The organism is Thalassococcus lentus (assembly GCF_028023555.1).
In the GTDB taxonomy this organism is placed as follows: domain Bacteria; phylum Pseudomonadota; class Alphaproteobacteria; order Rhodobacterales; family Rhodobacteraceae; genus Thalassococcus_A; species Thalassococcus_A lentus.
In genome coordinates, this window is the sequence record NZ_JAQIOY010000003.1 from 127,135 (window position 1) to 142,963 (window position 15,829).

The 15,829-nt window shown below is 57.3% G+C and carries 17 protein-coding genes and 1 tRNA gene; 8 read left to right on the forward strand and 10 right to left on the reverse strand.

The annotated features are described in order from the left end of the window. Positions 1-110 precede the first annotated feature (110 nt). Together PFY00_RS09630 and PFY00_RS09635 are read left to right on the forward strand one after the other, a co-directional pair. A complete protein-coding gene (locus tag PFY00_RS09630; RefSeq protein ID WP_271432344.1) occupies positions 111-1,829 on the forward strand; it encodes a tetratricopeptide repeat protein in 1,719 nt (572 codons plus the stop codon). Continuing rightward, positions 1,816-2,634, forward strand: coding sequence for a 4-(cytidine 5'-diphospho)-2-C-methyl-D-erythritol kinase (locus PFY00_RS09635; protein WP_271432345.1), 819 nt, complete (start codon positions 1,816-1,818; stop codon positions 2,632-2,634). The genes PFY00_RS09630 and PFY00_RS09635 overlap by 14 nt, the downstream gene beginning before the upstream one ends. 1 nt (position 2,635) lies before the next feature. Here the strand turns inward: PFY00_RS09635 and PFY00_RS09640 are convergent, their stop codons facing one another. Further along, positions 2,636-3,634 carry a polyprenyl synthetase family protein gene (locus PFY00_RS09640; protein WP_271432346.1) on the reverse strand — a complete coding sequence of 333 codons (999 nt, stop codon included), beginning with the start codon at positions 3,632-3,634 and terminating at the stop codon, positions 2,636-2,638. Between the two features lie 54 nt (positions 3,635-3,688). Between PFY00_RS09640 and PFY00_RS09645 the strand changes: the two genes are divergently transcribed. The 3 genes from PFY00_RS09645 to PFY00_RS09655 all read left to right on the forward strand — a co-directional run bounded on the left by PFY00_RS09645 (position 3,689) and on the right by PFY00_RS09655 (position 4,960). Continuing rightward, entirely contained in the window at positions 3,689-3,904 is a 216-nt protein-coding gene (locus tag PFY00_RS09645) for a putative signal transducing protein (protein WP_271432347.1), read from the forward strand. Beyond that, a complete protein-coding gene (locus PFY00_RS09650; protein ID WP_271432348.1) occupies positions 3,882-4,667 on the forward strand; it encodes a tRNA1(Val) (adenine(37)-N6)-methyltransferase in 786 nt (261 codons plus the stop codon). The genes PFY00_RS09645 and PFY00_RS09650 overlap by 23 nt, the downstream gene beginning before the upstream one ends. Before the next feature lie 116 nt (positions 4,668-4,783). Next, positions 4,784-4,960, forward strand: a complete 177-nt coding sequence (locus PFY00_RS09655) for a YdcH family protein (protein WP_271432349.1) — start codon at positions 4,784-4,786, stop codon at positions 4,958-4,960. Between the two features lie 56 nt (positions 4,961-5,016). Here the strand turns inward: PFY00_RS09655 and PFY00_RS09660 are convergent, their stop codons facing one another. The 6 genes from PFY00_RS09660 to PFY00_RS09685 all read right to left on the reverse strand — a co-directional run bounded on the left by PFY00_RS09660 (position 5,017) and on the right by PFY00_RS09685 (position 10,954). Beyond that, positions 5,017-5,961: a transcriptional regulator GcvA gene (locus tag PFY00_RS09660; RefSeq protein WP_271432350.1), complete on the reverse strand. Its 945-nt coding sequence runs from the start codon at positions 5,959-5,961 to the stop codon at positions 5,017-5,019. Positions 5,962-6,289: 328 nt separating this feature from the next. After that, positions 6,290-6,889, reverse strand: coding sequence for an alpha/beta hydrolase (locus PFY00_RS09665; protein WP_271432351.1), 600 nt, complete (start codon positions 6,887-6,889; stop codon positions 6,290-6,292). Continuing rightward, the gene (locus PFY00_RS09670; RefSeq protein ID WP_271432352.1) at positions 6,882-7,814 is read right to left on the reverse strand and encodes a VOC family protein; all 933 of its coding nucleotides are present in this window, start codon (positions 7,812-7,814) and stop codon (positions 6,882-6,884) included. Before PFY00_RS09670 ends, PFY00_RS09665 begins: the two co-directional genes overlap by 8 nt. Positions 7,815-7,955: 141 nt before the next feature. Beyond that, a complete protein-coding gene (phbB, locus tag PFY00_RS09675) occupies positions 7,956-8,678 on the reverse strand; it encodes an acetoacetyl-CoA reductase (protein WP_271432353.1) in 723 nt (240 codons plus the stop codon). A gap of 89 nt (positions 8,679-8,767) precedes the next feature. Next, positions 8,768-9,943: an acetyl-CoA C-acetyltransferase gene (locus PFY00_RS09680; RefSeq protein ID WP_271432354.1), complete on the reverse strand. Its 1,176-nt coding sequence runs from the start codon at positions 9,941-9,943 to the stop codon at positions 8,768-8,770. A gap of 183 nt (positions 9,944-10,126) precedes the next feature. Beyond that, positions 10,127-10,954, reverse strand: coding sequence for an EAL domain-containing protein (locus PFY00_RS09685; RefSeq protein ID WP_271432355.1), 828 nt, complete (start codon positions 10,952-10,954; stop codon positions 10,127-10,129). 252 nt (positions 10,955-11,206) lie between these two features. Between PFY00_RS09685 and rpsD the strand changes: the two genes are divergently transcribed. Next, complete coding sequence (gene rpsD, locus PFY00_RS09690) at positions 11,207-11,827, forward strand: 30S ribosomal protein S4 (RefSeq protein WP_271432356.1); 621 nt, start codon at positions 11,207-11,209, stop codon at positions 11,825-11,827. A 139-nt stretch (positions 11,828-11,966) separates the two neighbouring features. Here rpsD and PFY00_RS09695 read toward each other — a convergent pair whose 3' ends face one another. From PFY00_RS09695 to PFY00_RS09705, 3 genes are all read right to left on the reverse strand, one after another. Further along, positions 11,967-12,182, reverse strand: a complete 216-nt coding sequence (locus PFY00_RS09695) for a DUF1127 domain-containing protein (RefSeq protein ID WP_271432357.1) — start codon at positions 12,180-12,182, stop codon at positions 11,967-11,969. A gap of 154 nt (positions 12,183-12,336) precedes the next feature. Then, on the reverse strand, positions 12,337-13,539 hold the full coding sequence (locus PFY00_RS09700; RefSeq protein ID WP_271432358.1) for a winged helix-turn-helix domain-containing protein: 1,203 nt from the start codon (positions 13,537-13,539) through the stop codon (positions 12,337-12,339). 3 nt (positions 13,540-13,542) lie between these two features. Beyond that, entirely contained in the window at positions 13,543-14,568 is a 1,026-nt protein-coding gene (locus tag PFY00_RS09705; protein ID WP_271432359.1) for a LacI family DNA-binding transcriptional regulator, read from the reverse strand. Positions 14,569-14,690: 122 nt separating this feature from the next. Here PFY00_RS09705 and PFY00_RS09710 point away from each other — a divergent pair. Both PFY00_RS09710 and PFY00_RS09715 read left to right on the forward strand, forming a co-directional pair. Further along, positions 14,691-14,767, forward strand: a tRNA-Arg gene (locus tag PFY00_RS09710). Positions 14,768-14,922: 155 nt separating this feature from the next. After that, entirely contained in the window at positions 14,923-15,780 is an 858-nt protein-coding gene (locus PFY00_RS09715) for a hypothetical protein (RefSeq protein ID WP_271432360.1), read from the forward strand. Positions 15,781-15,829 lie beyond the last annotated feature (49 nt).

Below are 15,829 nucleotides of genomic sequence, written 5' to 3' on the forward strand. Positions count from 1 at the left end.
TGCCCCTTTGCCGTCGAAACCTCGCGAACAAGTCAGGAATGCCCGTTTGCCTTGGGGCAGGATGCGCTCTAGGCTCTGGTACTGACAGGGCAAGAACGGAGAACTCGATCGTGCAATTTTGGGCAAAGACGCTGCGCGCGAGCCTTTTGGCTGCAACGCTGCTGACACCAGCGGTTTCCGCCGCAAATGGCGTTTCCGGTGACTATCTCGCCGCACGACAGGCTTCGTTTATCGGCGATTTCAAGGCGGCGGCCCGGCACTACGGCAGAGCCATTCAATTCGACCCCACTAATCCACAATTGTTGGAACGTGGCGTTCTGGCCAATGTGGCCCTTGGCGATGTCGAAAGGGCCGCTGGTCTTGCCGACAAGCTTGCTCAGGAAGGCTACGAAAGCAGTCTTGCGCAGATGTCGACCGTATCGAGGGATGCGAAGGCCGAAAATTACAGCGCCGTGCTGGATGCAATCGAGCAAAAACGTGGTGTCGGCCCACTGGCTGATGGGCTGGTCAAGGCCTGGGCCCAGTTGGGGCAGGGGGATATGACCTCTGCTCTTGTCGATTTCGATGAGGTGACAAAACAGCAAGGTCTTGGCCCGTTTGCGACCTATCACAAGGCTATGGCGCTTGCTTCGGTTGGGGACTTCGAGAGCGCCGAGGCACTGTTTACAGGCGGCGCAATGGGCGGCATGTCGATGACGCGTCGCGGGGTCATGGCGCATAGCGAAATCCTCAGCCAGCTTGGTCGCAACGAAGACGCACTGGCGTTGATCGATGCGGCATTCGGCAAAAACCTCGACCCGGGATTAACCAAGCTGCGCGCGTCTTTGGAAGCAGATGAACGTGTGTCGTTTTCACATGTGCGATCTGCCCGTGATGGTATCGCCGAGGTGTTCTATTCGCTGGGCGGCGCCTTGTCCGCCGAGGACAATGACGACCTGACGCTTATCTATTCCCGTCTGGCGGAATATTTGCGGCCTGATCATGTGGATGCAACGCTTCTGTCCGGGGATCTTCTGGACAAGATGGAACAATACGATCTGGCTGTGGCTGCTTATGCCCGCGTTCCAGCGGACAGCACCTCTGCCCATGCAGCAGAACTGGGGCGCGCCGAAGCGCTGCGCAAACAGGGTAACCTTGAAACCGCTGTCGAGGTGCTGAAAGGTTTGACCCTAACACACGGAGATTTGCCGGTTGTGCATTCGACACTGGCCGACCTTCTGCGCCAGATGGAACGCTATAGCGCGGCGGTCGACAGTTATACCGAAGCGCTGGGCCTTTATGAGGAAATCACGGAACGACAGTGGTTCCTGTACTATGCGCGGGCGATCAGCTTTGAACGGCAGGACATGTGGGAAGAGGCCGAGGCCGACTTCCGCAGCGCGCTCGAGTTGAACCCGGACCAGCCGCAGGTGTTGAACTACCTCGGGTATTCGCTGGTTGAGAAACAGATCAAGCTGGACGAAGCGCTGGATATGATCGAACGCGCCGTCGCAGCGCGCCCGGACAGCGGATATATCGTCGATAGTCTTGGCTGGGTTCTCTACCGGCTTGGCCGCTACGAAGAGGCCGTTCCGCATATGGAGCGTGCGGCCGAACTGATGCCGATCGACCCGATTGTTAACGACCATCTGGGTGATGTGTATTGGTCCGTGGGCCGTACGCTTGAGGCAGAGTTCCAATGGAAGCGCGCGCTATCGTTTGTGGATTGGGAAGACGCCGCCGAAGAAGCTGATCCGGAACGCATTCGTCGCAAGTTGGAAGTCGGTCTCGATCAGGTTTTATCCGAAGAGGGTGCCGCGCCGTTGCGAGAGGCCAATGCCGCAGATTGAGGTCTTTGCCCCGGCAAAGGTGAACCTGACGTTGCATGTGACAGGCCAGCGGCCGGACGGATATCATTTGCTCGACAGTCTCGTCGCCTTTGCCGATTTCGGAGATCATCTGAGTGTTGAAACCGCGAACGCGCTTTCGCTGAAGGTCATCGGGCCCTTTGCCAAGGGTGTGCCCGAAGACAATAGCAACCTGTGCTGGCGCGCTGCCGAGTTATTCGGCGAACCCGTTGCAATCACCCTTGATAAACGGTTGCCGCACCCCGCCGGGATCGGCGGGGGGTCTTCAGACGCAGCAGCCGTTCTGCGTGCAATGGAGACGCTGTTTCAACGCCCCTACGAGGGCGATGCGCTGGCTTTGGGGGCCGACACGCCAGTCTGCCGAATAGCCACTGCTGCGCGGATGCAGGGGATCGGGGATGTGGTGAACAAGGTGAACCTGATCCCGATGGCCGCGGTTTTGGTCAACCCCGGGGTCGATGTGCCGACCCCCTCTGTCTTCAAAGCGCTGGAGAGCAAGTCAAACGCACCGATGACCGAAATGCCTGCCCCGGAGTTTCCGGCACAGCTTTGGTCATGGCTTGAGAACCAGCGAAACGATCTGGAAGAACCGGCCCGCAAAGTGGCCCCGGTCATTTCAGATGTTTTGCACGCCTTGTCTGGACGCGGTGCGCGCGTTGTGCGGATGTCCGGATCAGGAGCGACGTGTTTCGCGCTGTTTGAAAACGATGGTCTTGCAGATCTGGTCGCCCGGGATGTCGCGCGCGATCATCCTGATTGGTGGGTTCAGGCGGTCCGTTTGGCTTAGGTCACGAAACCCGCGCAACCACATAGTCCGACAAATCGATCAGCAGATCACGCAAATCCGACGCGGGCAGCGACTGCATGGCTGTTTTGGCTTTTGCAGACCATTCCAGCGCATCACGGCGCGTTGCCTCCAGAGCGTCATGCTTGTTCAGCAACAAAACCGCATGTTCGAGATCACCGTCCCGCTGATCACCCTTTTCGATGACCCGCGACCAGAAGGCACGCTCTTCTTCGTCTGCGGCAGCGATCGCCTTGATCAGCGGCAAGGTCAGCTTTCTCTCTCTGAAATCATCACCGATGTTTTTGCCGGTGGATTCGCTGCCCCAGTAGTCCAGCAAGTCGTCGACAATCTGGAACGAGATGCCCAAGGCGTCGCCGTAATCAAACAATGCCTGAACTTCGTTCTCCGGTCTGTCGGCAATCACACCGCCGACTTGAGTGGCTGCTGAGAACAGCGCAGCTGTCTTGCCGCGGACCACTTGCAAATAGATATCTTCGGTCGTCGCCAGATCCTGTGCGGCAGTCATCTGCAATACTTCGCCTTCGGCAATGGTGGCGGCGGCATCCGACAAAATACGCAGCACTACCAGACTTCCGGTTTCGGTCATCAGCTGGAACGACCGCGCAAACAGGTAGTCGCCGACCAGAACCGATGACTTGTTGTCCCACAACAGATTTGCGGTTGGACGGCCGCGACGTTTGGCGCTCTCATCGACTACATCATCATGCAGCAGCGTGGCGGTATGAATAAATTCGACCGTTGCCGCCAGATGAACATGGTAGGGGCCGTCGTAACCGCAGAGCTTGGCAGCGGCGAGGGTTAGCAATGGGCGCAGCCGCTTGCCACCCGCATCGACCAGATGGGCGGTCACTTCGGGGATGCGCGGCGCATGTTTTGACGCCATCCGATCACGGATCAGAGCGTTGACCTTGCCCATGTCGCTTTCAAGCAGCGATGCAAGACGTTCATGCGGCTTTGTGATTGCCTCGTCCAAGCTCATCAAACTCCTGTGCAAGGCTCGACATTTGCCGTGCCTTGTCCTTACATCCACTCCATGGAAGAGCTTTTGCGCACAACCGACATCACCCTGATCCCGTTCGCACAAACGCTGCTTGCCGAGCAGGGTATAGACAGCTTTGAATTGGACGTAAACATGAGCGTCCTCGAAGGCGGCATCGGAATTTTCCCGAGGCGCCTGATGGTCCGTGCAGACATGATTGATGATGCCCGCCGGGTGTTGCGGGAAAATGGGGTTCGTTTTGAGGACTGAGCCTTTCGCTGACGCTGATCTGAGTGTCGACGAGTTTCTGGGCGGGCGTGTTCGACTCTTGCAGCCATTGTCCGGCTATCGGGCGGGCGTTGATCCTGTGCTTTTGGCCGCAACCATACCAGCAAAGGCTGGTAACCGCGTGCTGGAGCTGGGTTGCGGCGCTGCGCCGGGCCTGTGTTGTCTGGGTTCCCGTGTGCCGGGGCTGGAGTTGCACGGGCTTGAGGTGCAGGCCGGCTATGCTGATCTGGCGGTCAGAAATCTGGTTGAGAATGGCATGCAGCACCGCGTGTGGCAGTCCGATCTGCGGAAAATTCCACAAGAGTTGCGACAAATCAGCTTTGACCACGTTTTTGCCAATCCCCCATACTTTCAGGCCGAGATGCGCAAGGCGGCGCAGGATGGCGGGCGTGAAGTGGCGCTAGCCGGTGAAACGTCGCTGTCGGACTGGGTGGCATTGGCTGCGCGTCGATCGAAACCCGGTGGGTCAGTGACGTTCATCCAGCGTGCTGAACGATTGCCCGAACTTTTAGCCGCCTTTCAGGATGGACTCGGTTCTATCGAGCTGTGGCCCTTGGTGCCGCGGCAAGGGCGTGCGCCACGGCTGGTTCTGCTACGTGGACGCAAAGGTGGAAAGACGCCATTTCGATTTCATCCATCGCAGGTTTTGCACGCAGGTGCGCGCCATGAACAGGACGCGGAAAACTATGTGGCTCTCATTCGTTCGGTTTTGCGAGACGGGGCTGCCTTGCCGTTTCCCGACTAGCCACGCTGCTTTTTTGGGATTTGTCATAAAACTGATGCGTAATGCTGCACGCGCGGCGTGACTTATGACGCAACCTGTGGTGCACTATAGATCTAACCCGACAGAAGGAGCATGAAATGAGCTTGAGTTCGCACCTGCAGGAACTGAAGAGGAAACATGAATCGCTTGAACACGCTGTTGAAGAGGCGCATCGCGCGCCAGGTGTAGATGGTCTGCAAATTGCTGAACTGAAAAAACAGAAGCTGCGACTGAAAGAGGAAATCTCACGTATTGAGACGCAGCCGGCTCACTAGCCAGTTTTGAACCGCCCGAGGCGGCGGATGAGCACTCGGGGTTGGCGGTTGGCCGCTTAGGCCTTGTCGCCCACCTCCAGAATGCGCATTGAGTCGGTGATCCACGTGGTCTTTTCGGCTTCTTGCCAGATATAGTCGCGAAACGCTTTGATATGTGGTCGCGTCTCGTCCCCCTCTGAACAAATGAACCGAAACCGCGCTTGGGTATTCAGGGCAACGCGGAATGGTGCGACGAGCCTGCCGTCAGCGATATCCTTCACAACAAGTGCCCGACGTCCCAGCACCACGCCCACCCCGGACAAGGCGGCGTCAATCGCGTGGTCGGCTTGCGAAAAGTGAGCGCCTTGGCGGGGCTTATATTCGACACCCATGCAATCGAACCAAGCGGCCCAATCGACTTTGGGGCGCAGAAAATCAATGGACTCGTCAAAAATAAGCGGTGCCTTTTCCGCCATGGCTTGGGGGGTATCAAACTGCTCGGCCAAGGCAGGGGCCATGACCGGGCACACCCATTCATAGTGCAATGGTTCAGAGTACAGCCCCGTGTCGGGTCCATATCCATATCGAATGGCAACATCGATATTTTCACGCCGAATATCGATGAGCTTGAGACTGGCGGTAAAGCGCAGCTCGATCTCGGGATGTGCATGCGCGAAATCATAGATCCTCGGCGCGAGCCATTTGGCCGTAAAGGCCGGACCCGCAGTCACGGTGAGTGTTTGAGCTTCTTGCAGACGTTGCGTTGCGTGCCACGCGTCGGCAAGCGACTCAAAACCCTGCGCGCAGCCCGGTGCCAATGTGCGCCCCGCTTCGGTCAGGCTGACAGCGCGGTTGAGCCGGTGGAACAAGGGTTCGCCCAGACGCTCTTCGAGGTTCTTGATCTGAAAGGACAAAGCGGCGGGTGTCACGTTCAGTTCTTCGGCCGCTTTGGCAAAGGACATGTGTTTCGCAGCGGCATCAAAAGCGCGTAGCGCCGTCAAAGGGGGGAGTCGATCAGCCATATCAGATAAGTATAACTTAACTGAATGCTTGAAAAGTCTCGTTTGTAGAATGTTTCAGTAAAGATCATATTGAGTGCAGTTAGGAACGGCACCGCCCGCCAGTTTGCACCGAAAAGGAAATGACATGTTTGAATCTGCCACAGATTACCGCCACCACCTCGCAATCAAAGCTGCCCACAAGGCCCGCGCCGATGCGTTTGCCGATCTTTGGGCATCCCTGTTCCCGCGCCGCCGCTGACCGCAGGAGGATCGTTTCCTCCCGACGGTCTGGCGCACATGAAACGTCCCCGAACCGAATGGCTCCGGGGGCGTTTTCTTTTTTGACGGATCAGGCACTCAGAAATCGGGCCAGAGTGTCGACTTCGGATTGCGATATTTCGTGGCCGCCGGGGTGCCAATGCACGGACAGGTCCGCGCCTTGGCGGTCCAGCCAGTCCACGAATTCTTGCGTCATCGGGGGTGGACAGATTGGATCTCTTTCACCAGCTGAAACCAACACTCTGGTGCCGGACAGTTGTGGTCGTGGCTGTGGTTGCCATGGGATCAACGGGTGTAACAGCGCAAGGTCTGTGAAGAGTTCAGGCAAATGCATGGCCGTGGACGCCAGAATATTAGCCCCATTTGAATAGCCGAGGCCGATGACACGTGTTGCGCCCGTGGCTTTGGCGTGATGTGTGACGAAGGCGGCCATGGCTTCGGTACGCAGGGCAAGGTCGTCCATGTCGTACAGGCCTTCGGCCCGCCGTTTGAAAAACCGCAATGCGCCGTTTTCAGATACGTCCCCTCGTGGCGAAATCACATGCGCGTCGGGTTGAAACTGCCTTGGGAAGTCATGGAATTGCCGTTCACTGCCGCCGGTGCCGTGGAATGTGAAGACCAAGGGCGCACCGGCTTCGCCCTTGGTTTCGGCAAAGACGTAGTCAGCCATCGATGGGTTCCAACATACGTTCCAGTTTGCTGCGCAGGTGTTCGTGCTGGCTTGGCAATTTCAGAGCCTCGCCCAGATGTGCAGTGTCTTCGTCGCGATTGAAGCCCGGCTCGTCTGTTGCGATTTCGAACAACACGCCACCCGGCGTGCGGAAATAGATGGCCCAAAAATAATCTCGGTCGATAACGGGCGTTACTTGATACCCTGTGTCCATCAGAGCCTTACGTACCTCGAGCTGCTTGTCACGATTGTCGACGGAAAACGCGATGTGATGGACCGAACCTGCGCCTTGATCCGCAAAGGGCGCATCAACCTGCGTAATGTCGATCACCTGCGCCTGATTGCCGTTGGGGACCCGATAACGTGTGACGTTCCCTTGGCTCTCGTCTTGTTCGTATCCCATGAATTTGAGCAATTCCGCACTGGCAGCGGCCCCGCGCGAATCCAGGCGCATGTCGGCAGAGTGAAAGCCACGGATTGCCACGTCTTCGGGAATCCCATCCGACAGCCACGGGGCACGGGCGTCTTCGGTTTCAACCAGAGCAAAGCCATCTCCGTCTGGTCCACGGAACATCAAACGGTCTTCGCCCAGACGAGCGGTGCGGTCCAGACCGGGAATGCCGCGATCTGAAAATCGTTTTTGCCAGTAGTCCAATGCGCCGAGTGGGACGCTGAACGCGGTTGTCGCGACTTCGCCTGCGCCGGAACGGCCACGGCGGGCACCCGGAAATGGAAAGTAGGTCATCACGGTGCCGGGGCTGCCGACCGCATCCCCATAGTATAGGTGGTAGACGTCCGGTGCGTCGAAATTGACAGTCTTTTTGACCCGCCGCAGGCCGAGATCACCGGTAAAGAATGCGTTGTTGGTGCTTGCGCCGCTGGCCAGCGAAGTTACGTGATGCAATCCATTGATTTGATCGAGCATGACCGTGTCTCCTGTTTCTCTTGAGCAGGAGATAGGACAGATTGGGTCTGCGCGAAATTGCTGTCAGCGCGCGGCCATTGTGCAAAAATGCGAAAACCCCAGCCGAGGCCGGGGTTTTGCGATGTCTTTATCGGGCTTTGATCAGACGAAGAACTGTGCGCCGTTCGCCGAAATGGTCGATCCGTTGATGAAGCCAGCGTCATCAGAGGCGAGGAAAGCCACGCAACGCGCGATTTCATCAGGCTCGCCCAGGCGACCGGCGGGGATACCCGCTACGATGCTGTCGCGTACCTTTTCAGGGATCGCCATAACCATTTCGGTTGCGATGTAGCCGGGGCAGATGGCGTTGGCCGTGATACCGGCGCGCGCACCTTCCTGAGCCAGGGATTTGACGATGCCAAGATCACCGGCTTTGGTGGCGGCATAGTTCACCTGAGCAAACTGGCCCTTCTGACCGTTGATTGAGGAAATGACGATCACACGGCCGAACTTGCGCTCGCGCATGCCGGGCCAAACGGGGTGGACCGTGTTGAATACGCCCGTCAGGTTCGTGTCGATCACGTCTTTCCACTGCTCAGGGGTCATTTTGTGGAATGGCGCATCGCGCGTGATGCCAGCGTTTGCCACGACAACGTCGATCGGGCCAAGGTCTGCTTCGACCTGAGCGATGCCTGCGGCAGAGGCTTCGTAGTCTGCGACATTCCATTTGTATGTCTTGATGCCGGTGGCCTCGGTGAAGGCGGCGGCCTTTTCGTCGTTGCCAGCGTAGGTCGCCGCAACTTCGTAGCCTTCCGCTTTGAGGCGTTTGGAAATGGCTTCACCAATACCGCGGCTGCCGCCAGTGACGAGTGCAACACGTCCCATTGTCTTCTCCTTCAAGGAATTTGCTTTGCAATCTTGTTACACGCATGAAAACCGCAGCGCAATATTATTGCGCTGCGGATGCGAGATAATTAGGCGCGCTCGATGCACATTGCGACGCCCATGCCGCCGCCGATGCACAGTGTGGCGAGACCCTTTTTGGCACCGCGACGCTTCATCTCGAACAGCAGCGTATTCAGAACACGGCAGCCAGAAGCGCCGATCGGGTGACCGATCGCGATCGCGCCGCCGTTCACATTCACGATTGCCGGGTCCCAGCCCATGTCCTTGTTCACGGCACAGGCCTGAGCGGCAAAGGCTTCGTTTGCTTCGACAAGATCCAGATCTTCCGCTTTCCAGCCGGCTTTTTCCAGCGCTTTGCGGGATGCATAGATCGGGCCAACGCCCATGACCGACGGATCAAGACCCGCTGTGGCATAGGAGACGATGCGCGCCAGTGGCTCGATGCCGCGCTTTTCGGCATTGTCGGCAGACATCAGCAGCGTGCCCGCTGCGCCGTCGTTGAGACCCGAGGCATTCGCCGCAGTAACGGTGCCGTCCTTGATAAAGGCGGGGCGCATTTTCTGCATCGCTTCGATGGTTGCGCCGTGACGGATGTATTCATCCTTGTCCACGACGATGTCGCCCTTGCGGGTTTTGATCGTGAAAGGGATCACTTCGTCGTCGAACTTGCCAGCTTTTTGTGCAGCTTCGGCCTTGTTTTGCGAGCCAAGTGCGAATTCGTCCTGCATGTCGCGCGAGATCTGCCACTGCTCAGCCACGTTCTCGGCGGTCTGGCCCATGTGGTAACCGTTGAATGCATCCCAAAGACCGTCACGGATCATCGTGTCGATATACTTCAGATCACCCATTTTGTGGCCAGCGCGCAGCGCGGCAGCATGGGGTGACAGTGTCATATTTTCCTGACCACCGGCGCAGACGATATCTGCATCGCCCAGCTGGATGTGCTGTGCACCCAATGCAACGGCACGCAAACCGGAGCCACACACCTGGTTGATGCCCCAGGCCGACGCTTCTTGTGGAAGGCCCGCATTGATATGAGCCTGGCGCGCAGGGTTTTGGCCCTGAGCTGCGGTCAGAACCTGTCCGAGAATCGTTTCAGAGACTTCGTTTTTGTCTACACCGGCACGTTCTACCAGCGCCTCGAGAACGGCTGAGCCGAGGTCATGGGCGGGGGTGTTCGCGAAGGACCCCCCAAAACTGCCAACCGCGGTACGCGCGGCGCTTGCGATTACGACATTGGTCATGGGTCTTCCTCCGGTCATGACAGGTATGCGGAGCATACGGTAATTGGCCCAGATTCGAATCTGGGCTTCGCTACACTGCAGCATTTACCTTATCACCTAAAAGGCGAACACAGGACAGGGTGTCTCAGAGGGATAGGTCAGGGGGATGGGCTGATCTGACGGAGGTGCGTGGAGCCAGATTGCTCAGGCGCGCCGTTTGTCTTGGGACATGCGCCAATGGGGCTGAACGGTCGGCGCGGCGAAATAAAAGCCCTGCAAACAGTCTATTCCCATGGAAGCAAGACATGCGGCATCTTCTGCGCGCTCGACCTTTTCTGCGACAGTGAACATGTCGAACTGCTCCGCGATGCTGGCCATTGCGCGGACCAAAACCTGATTGTCGGGATCCTGAGCGATGTCGGTAATAAAGCTTCCGTCGATCTTGAGGATGTCGAAGCTGAACTCCTTGAAGTGCCGCAGCGCAGTATAACCTGCGCCAAAATCATCAATGGCGAAGGACACGCCCTTGGCGCGCACGTCTTCAATAAATGTGCAGACCAGTTCCGGAACCGTCATGGCTGATGTTTCCGTGATCTCAAGTATCAGGCGTTCGCCAAGAGTGGCATCGGCTTGCAGGCGCCGGTTCAGAATGCGGGTCCATTTTTTGTAACCGATCGATCGGGCGGACATGTTGATCGATAGCCGTAGATCCGGAACCCTTGCCAGTTCGTTCAGTCCTTTTTCCAGCGCGATGCAATCCAGCTTGCGACCGTATTCCGTTTCTTCCACGGTTTCGATGAAGTCTTTCGCCGGGATAATGCGCCCGGTTTCATCAAGGACACGGATCAAACCCTCATAAAAAGCGACATGAGTTTGTGCCTGTGCCTGCACGACGGGCTGGAACGCCAGCATGACCTGCCGATGCTCGATCGCACGTTTAACCATTGAGAGGGTGTTTGCGTCCCGCTTGGCAACTGCGTTCATCAAAGGATTGCGCATATCAGATGAAATATCAGCTTTGTTTGATGGCATGACACTATCCTTTGCTTTGCAATGTTCCAGCACTGGACGCCAAAGGCTTTAAGCTTCCCTTAAATCGCGGCTTTTCCTAAAATTGGCATTGTATCCGGCGGCTCGGATGTTTGGCGCTTGACTCGCTGTTCCAGCACCGTATAAGCGCGCGCTGTTGGTGTTGGTGGCCCTCGCAAGGGGATGCCTGTCGCTCTGGCCAAATCCAGAGAAAGGACAACGCCCTTCGCAAACACAAACGAAGGAGATCAGATCGTGACAAAACGCACGTCTGCCAAGTACAAAATTGACCGCCGGATGGGTGAAAACATCTGGGGTCGTCCGAAATCCCCAGTCAATCGTCGTGAGTATGGCCCCGGCCAGCACGGTCAGCGCCGCAAGGGCAAGCTGTCTGACTTTGGTCTGCAGCTGCGCGCCAAGCAGAAGCTGAAGGGTTACTACGGTGATCTGACTGAAAAGCAGTTCCGCCGCATTTTCCGCGACGCCGAGCGTATGCGCGGTGACACCGGCGACCAGCTTGTTGGTCTGCTGGAAAGCCGTCTGGACGCTGTTGTTTACCGCGCCAAGTTCGTTCCGACCGTCTTCGCGGCGCGTCAGTTCGTGAACCACGGCCACGTGACCGTGAATGGTCAGCGCGTGAACATTCCGTCCTACCGCGTCAAAGAAGGCGATGTGATCGAGGTTCGCGAAAAGTCCAAGCAACTGGCAGTGGTCATTGAAGCCACCCAGCTGCCCGAGCGTGACGTGCCTGACTACATCGAAGCGGATCACTCCAAAATGACAGCGACGTTTGTCCGCACACCCGGTCTGGGCGACGTTCCATACGCTGTTCAGATGGAGCCAAACCTCGTCATCGAATACTACGCGCAGAACTAAGCGCGACAACACACGAATATGTGGAAAGGCCGCTCCGGTTTGGGGCGGCCTTTTTCGTTGGCAGATCCGCTTCGATCAAAACAAAATAGCCGCTCCCAAAGGGAACGGCTTTTGCTGCATCTGAAGTTGGGGAGGGATATCAGATGTGCAGCATATCGCGGAAAACGTGGCGTGCGATGTCTTCACGACGCAGGCCGCGCTGGGCCAGCTCCTGATCAGACATTGCTTGCAGACGCTCGGCTTCGCGAACGCGCCAGTTGGATTCTGTGATGGCAACAAAGAAGTCGCCAATGCCTTGAAGAACGGCGCCAAAGAAGGAACGGCCGCGGGGTTCGGAGTATGTGACGTTTGCCATGGGTCGGGTCTCTTTCAGAGTGGAATGCTGCGTTGCGGCATACATGTAGACCCATGACCCTCATCGCACTAGGCACAGAATTCGATAGCCGTCATGCCATTGCTGCATGGCAATTGTGGAAACCGGTGAAAATCGTGTGGCCCGGTTTTGGTGACTATTGCGGCTCGCGCAGCCAGCCCTGTGTCCATTCCAGCTGTTCAAGCCCTGCAAAACGCAAAACGCGGGCAAGCTCGGCTTCGAGCCTTTGTTGCCGGCCCTGTCCCCATCGCACCCCACGTTCGGGCCATAGTGCAGTGATCACCAAGGTGCCGCTGTCCTGATTGCGTTTCATGTCGACGCGCCCGACCATCCGATCCCCTTCCAGAAGAGGAAAGACATAGTAGCCATATTTGCGCTTTGCTGCGGGTGTGAAAATTTCGATGCGATAGTTAAACCCGAACAGTCTTTCTGCCCTTGCCCTGTCTCGCAGTGCCGGATCAAAGGGGCTGAGAACACGCATGCGGCCTGTTGGCTCCGGGCATTCCGTGATCTCTGCTGCGATGTCGGGAAATGCGACGCAGGCACGATGTGAACCATCTGCCCCTGTCACCTCTACCGATTGAAGGAAGCCATCCTTAAGGCCCTGCTCGATCCAAGGCTTTACTTCCGCTGGGCGCAAGGTGTCCCAGAAACCTGCGATTTCGCCAGCGGTGGCAAAGCCGAGACGGGTCAGCGCGTTTCGGCACAGCCAATCGGTTGTTTCCTGTTCGTCTGGCTGAATATCCAGAATTGCCGAAGGAATGACCCGATCCGTCAGGTCGTAGAATTTGCGAAACCCCTCTCGGTGGCAGACCGACAATTGGCCAGAGCGCCACAGATATTCGAGGGCCGTCTTTGATGGGTGCCAATCCCACCACCCGCCAGAGCCGCGTTTTTCGCCTTCGCCAACATCAGCGGAACAGACCGGCCCTTTTTCGCGGATTTGAGTCAATATCTGGTCAAACCGTTCGACGAATCCATCGCGCCGGTCTTTGGCCCAGCGTTGCTGAAGGCCCATGGCATCGCGTTCGAACCGCATCCGCCAATAGGGATAAAAGGCCATGGGGATCGCGGCAGCATCATGAGTCCAATGTTCAAAAACGGCCCTGTCGCGGGCCAGTGCCTTGGGCAGGTGGGTCGGGCGATAAGCGGGGCGGCGTGAAAACAGGATCATATCATGCGCGCGCTCGACCGTGCGCACGCTGTCCAACTGGACAAAGCCCAGTTGCTCAATCAGATCATGCAGATCAGGGCCTTTGCCGGAGCCGGAAGGCGGTTCAGCCAACAGGTGCTTGTGCAGAAAGAGACGCCGCGCGGCTTCGTTGTCCAGCCGCAGCATCGATTACCGCCGTTTCAGCGTATCGCCAAAGCTGAGTTTCGGGGCCAGTTCGACGACCCGTTCAAATTCGGCATTCGGATCCTGCGTTCGGTCTGCGATGATTTTAGCGGCCGTGCGACCAATTTCATCGCGGCACGCATCCATCGTGGCCAATTGGCGTGGAAGCCCCTGCAACAGTTCCACACCGTTGAACCCGGCAAGACCAACCTGACCGGGCACATCGACGCCCGCATCCAGCAAATGCAGCAAGCCACCCGCTGCAATCATGTCATTCGAATAATAGAGGAAATCCAGTTCCGGATCGCGGTCCAGCATGGCTTGTGTCATTTCCCGGCCTTTCGCGAGCGCCGAGCCACCGGAATAGAATTCCTGATCGACAACCTCGACGCCTTCCTTGGCCAGAGCCTCCGTGAATCCTTCAAAGCGTTTGCGGGCCCGGTGATCCAAAGGCATTTTCGTGCCCATAAACCCGATCCGCTGATACCCCTGTTTCAGAATCGCCCGGGCCATTTTGCGGCCAGCCCGGCGGTGACTGATCCCGACCGCGCAGTCCACGGGTGTTCCATCCGTATCCATGATCTCCACCACCGGGATACCGCTGGCCTTGAGCATGGCGCGGGACGCGTCCGAATGTTCGAGTCCGGCAATGATGACCCCGGAAGGCCGCCAGGACAGCATTTCATAGAGCACCCGTTCTTCTTTTTCGGGCAAGTAGTCAGTCACACCGACAACAGGCTGCAGATCGGTTTCCTCAAGTACGGCGGAAATGCCGGACATCACCTCTGGAAAGACCATATTGCGCAGCGAAGGAATGATGACCGCCACCAGATTGACCCGTTGGCTGGCAAGCGCGCCGGCAATCTTGTTGGGCACATAGCCAAGGGACTTGGCCGCTTCGAGCACCTTTTCACGTGTCGCCGCCGAAACGTCCCCGCGATTGCGCAACACCCGGCTGACCGTCATTTCCGACACGCCAGAGGCTTCGGATACATCACGCAGTGTCAGGGGGCGGGAGTCAGGATTGGTCAAGGGGATCGTCCTTTTTGTTCTTGTTTAAAGTGTTACCGCAATCAACGCTGTACGCAAGATGGCCTGTTGCCGCGATCCTTGGGATGACAAGGCCTGAATGGCACGCTAATCAAGAAACACGCGGCCCCGTGGCTCAACTGGATAGAGCAGCCCCCTCCTAAGGGGCAGGTTGCAGGTTCGAATCCTGCCGGGGTCGCCAAAAACACCTGAAAAATATGACTTATTTACAGGGCTTTGTGCGGAAGCGTGCAAAAAGTCGCGTGCGCTTTCGCGGCGAAATCGGCTGAAACGACCGATTTCTCGTACAAAACCTGTACAAATTTCGCACGTTTGTGCGTATTTCGGGGGTCAATCATGAGCCGCCATAGCTTTGATCCCGAAATTGCCAGACGCGTGGGCCTGAACGCAGCGGTGATTTTCCAGAACATCACCTTCTGGATCGAGAAGAACCAAGCCAATCGCCGTAACCTTCGCGACGGGCGGTATTGGACCTACAATTCGATCTCGGCCTTTGGTGAGTTATTCCCTTATCTGAGCGAGAAGCAGATCCGAACCGCGCTCGAAAAGCTGGTCAGCGCAGAGCTGATCATCAAGGGCAATTTCAGCGATGATCGCTATGACCGAACCTGTTGGTATGCCCGGGGCAACTCCATTTGCCCAAATGGGCAAATCGATCCGACCGAAAGGGAAAATGATGCATTTGCCCCTGATGGCAAGCCATCTGCCCCAGAGGGCAAATCCTATAAGAACAGATATAAACCATATCAAAAACCAAACCCTTCGCACGCGAAGGCAGCGGTGGAGGATGAAGTTTCTGAGAAGATTTTGTTCGCCTATCCAGAGGATCGCGTTCGCGGGAAAGCGGTTTGTTTCTCGCAAATCCGTCAAGCGCTAGCCGACGGAGTGGACGCCAAAGACCTCGAGAACGCTGTGCGGGCCTATGCGAACGAGAGCGAAGGATTCACCCGATCCAAGGTGTGCTTCTCCGACAATTGGTTCAGCTCTGGCCGTTGGTTGAAATACCTTCACGACGTCGAGGAGGCGCGAGAAACGGACAAGGCCAAAGAAGCCGAACTGCTGAAAGGCTTGGCCGATTGGGTCACGGACCGCCATCCGCTGTGCCGCCATATCACGCCCGGCCAAGTAACCGCGTTGCTGGCCGCGAAGCTTGTCAGCCCTGCTGAAATCGAAGCGGCGGGGCTTCGAGCATGAAGGCAGCTGATCCCCACAAAGAGCAGAGAGCAAGGTTACCCACCGATTA

What these genes read in the sequence shown, in the direction of transcription:
- PFY00_RS09695 (WP_271432357.1), bottom strand. Translation starts at nt 12,182, where the DNA reads ATGGCAAACGTCACATACTCCGAACCCCGCGGCCGTTCCTTCTTTGGC.
- phbB (WP_271432353.1), bottom strand. Translation starts at nt 8,678, where the DNA reads ATGGGACGTGTTGCACTCGTCACTGGCGGCAGCCGCGGTATTGGTGAA.
- PFY00_RS09655 (WP_271432349.1), top strand. Translation starts at nt 4,784, where the DNA reads ATGAGCTTGAGTTCGCACCTGCAGGAACTGAAGAGGAAACATGAATCG.
- PFY00_RS09700 (WP_271432358.1), bottom strand. Translation starts at nt 13,539, where the DNA reads ATGCTGCGGCTGGACAACGAAGCCGCGCGGCGTCTCTTTCTGCACAAG.
- PFY00_RS09715 (WP_271432360.1), top strand. Translation starts at nt 14,923, where the DNA reads ATGAGCCGCCATAGCTTTGATCCCGAAATTGCCAGACGCGTGGGCCTG.
- PFY00_RS09650 (WP_271432348.1), top strand. Translation starts at nt 3,882, where the DNA reads ATGGGGTTCGTTTTGAGGACTGAGCCTTTCGCTGACGCTGATCTGAGT.
- PFY00_RS09635 (WP_271432345.1), top strand. Translation starts at nt 1,816, where the DNA reads ATGCCGCAGATTGAGGTCTTTGCCCCGGCAAAGGTGAACCTGACGTTG.
- PFY00_RS09685 (WP_271432355.1), bottom strand. Translation starts at nt 10,954, where the DNA reads ATGCCATCAAACAAAGCTGATATTTCATCTGATATGCGCAATCCTTTG.
- PFY00_RS09670 (WP_271432352.1), bottom strand. Translation starts at nt 7,814, where the DNA reads ATGCTCGATCAAATCAATGGATTGCATCACGTAACTTCGCTGGCCAGC.
- PFY00_RS09660 (WP_271432350.1), bottom strand. Translation starts at nt 5,961, where the DNA reads ATGGCTGATCGACTCCCCCCTTTGACGGCGCTACGCGCTTTTGATGCC.
- PFY00_RS09680 (WP_271432354.1), bottom strand. Translation starts at nt 9,943, where the DNA reads ATGACCAATGTCGTAATCGCAAGCGCCGCGCGTACCGCGGTTGGCAGT.
- PFY00_RS09645 (WP_271432347.1), top strand. Translation starts at nt 3,689, where the DNA reads ATGGAAGAGCTTTTGCGCACAACCGACATCACCCTGATCCCGTTCGCA.
- PFY00_RS09640 (WP_271432346.1), bottom strand. Translation starts at nt 3,634, where the DNA reads ATGAGCTTGGACGAGGCAATCACAAAGCCGCATGAACGTCTTGCATCG.
- PFY00_RS09665 (WP_271432351.1), bottom strand. Translation starts at nt 6,889, where the DNA reads ATGGCTGACTACGTCTTTGCCGAAACCAAGGGCGAAGCCGGTGCGCCC.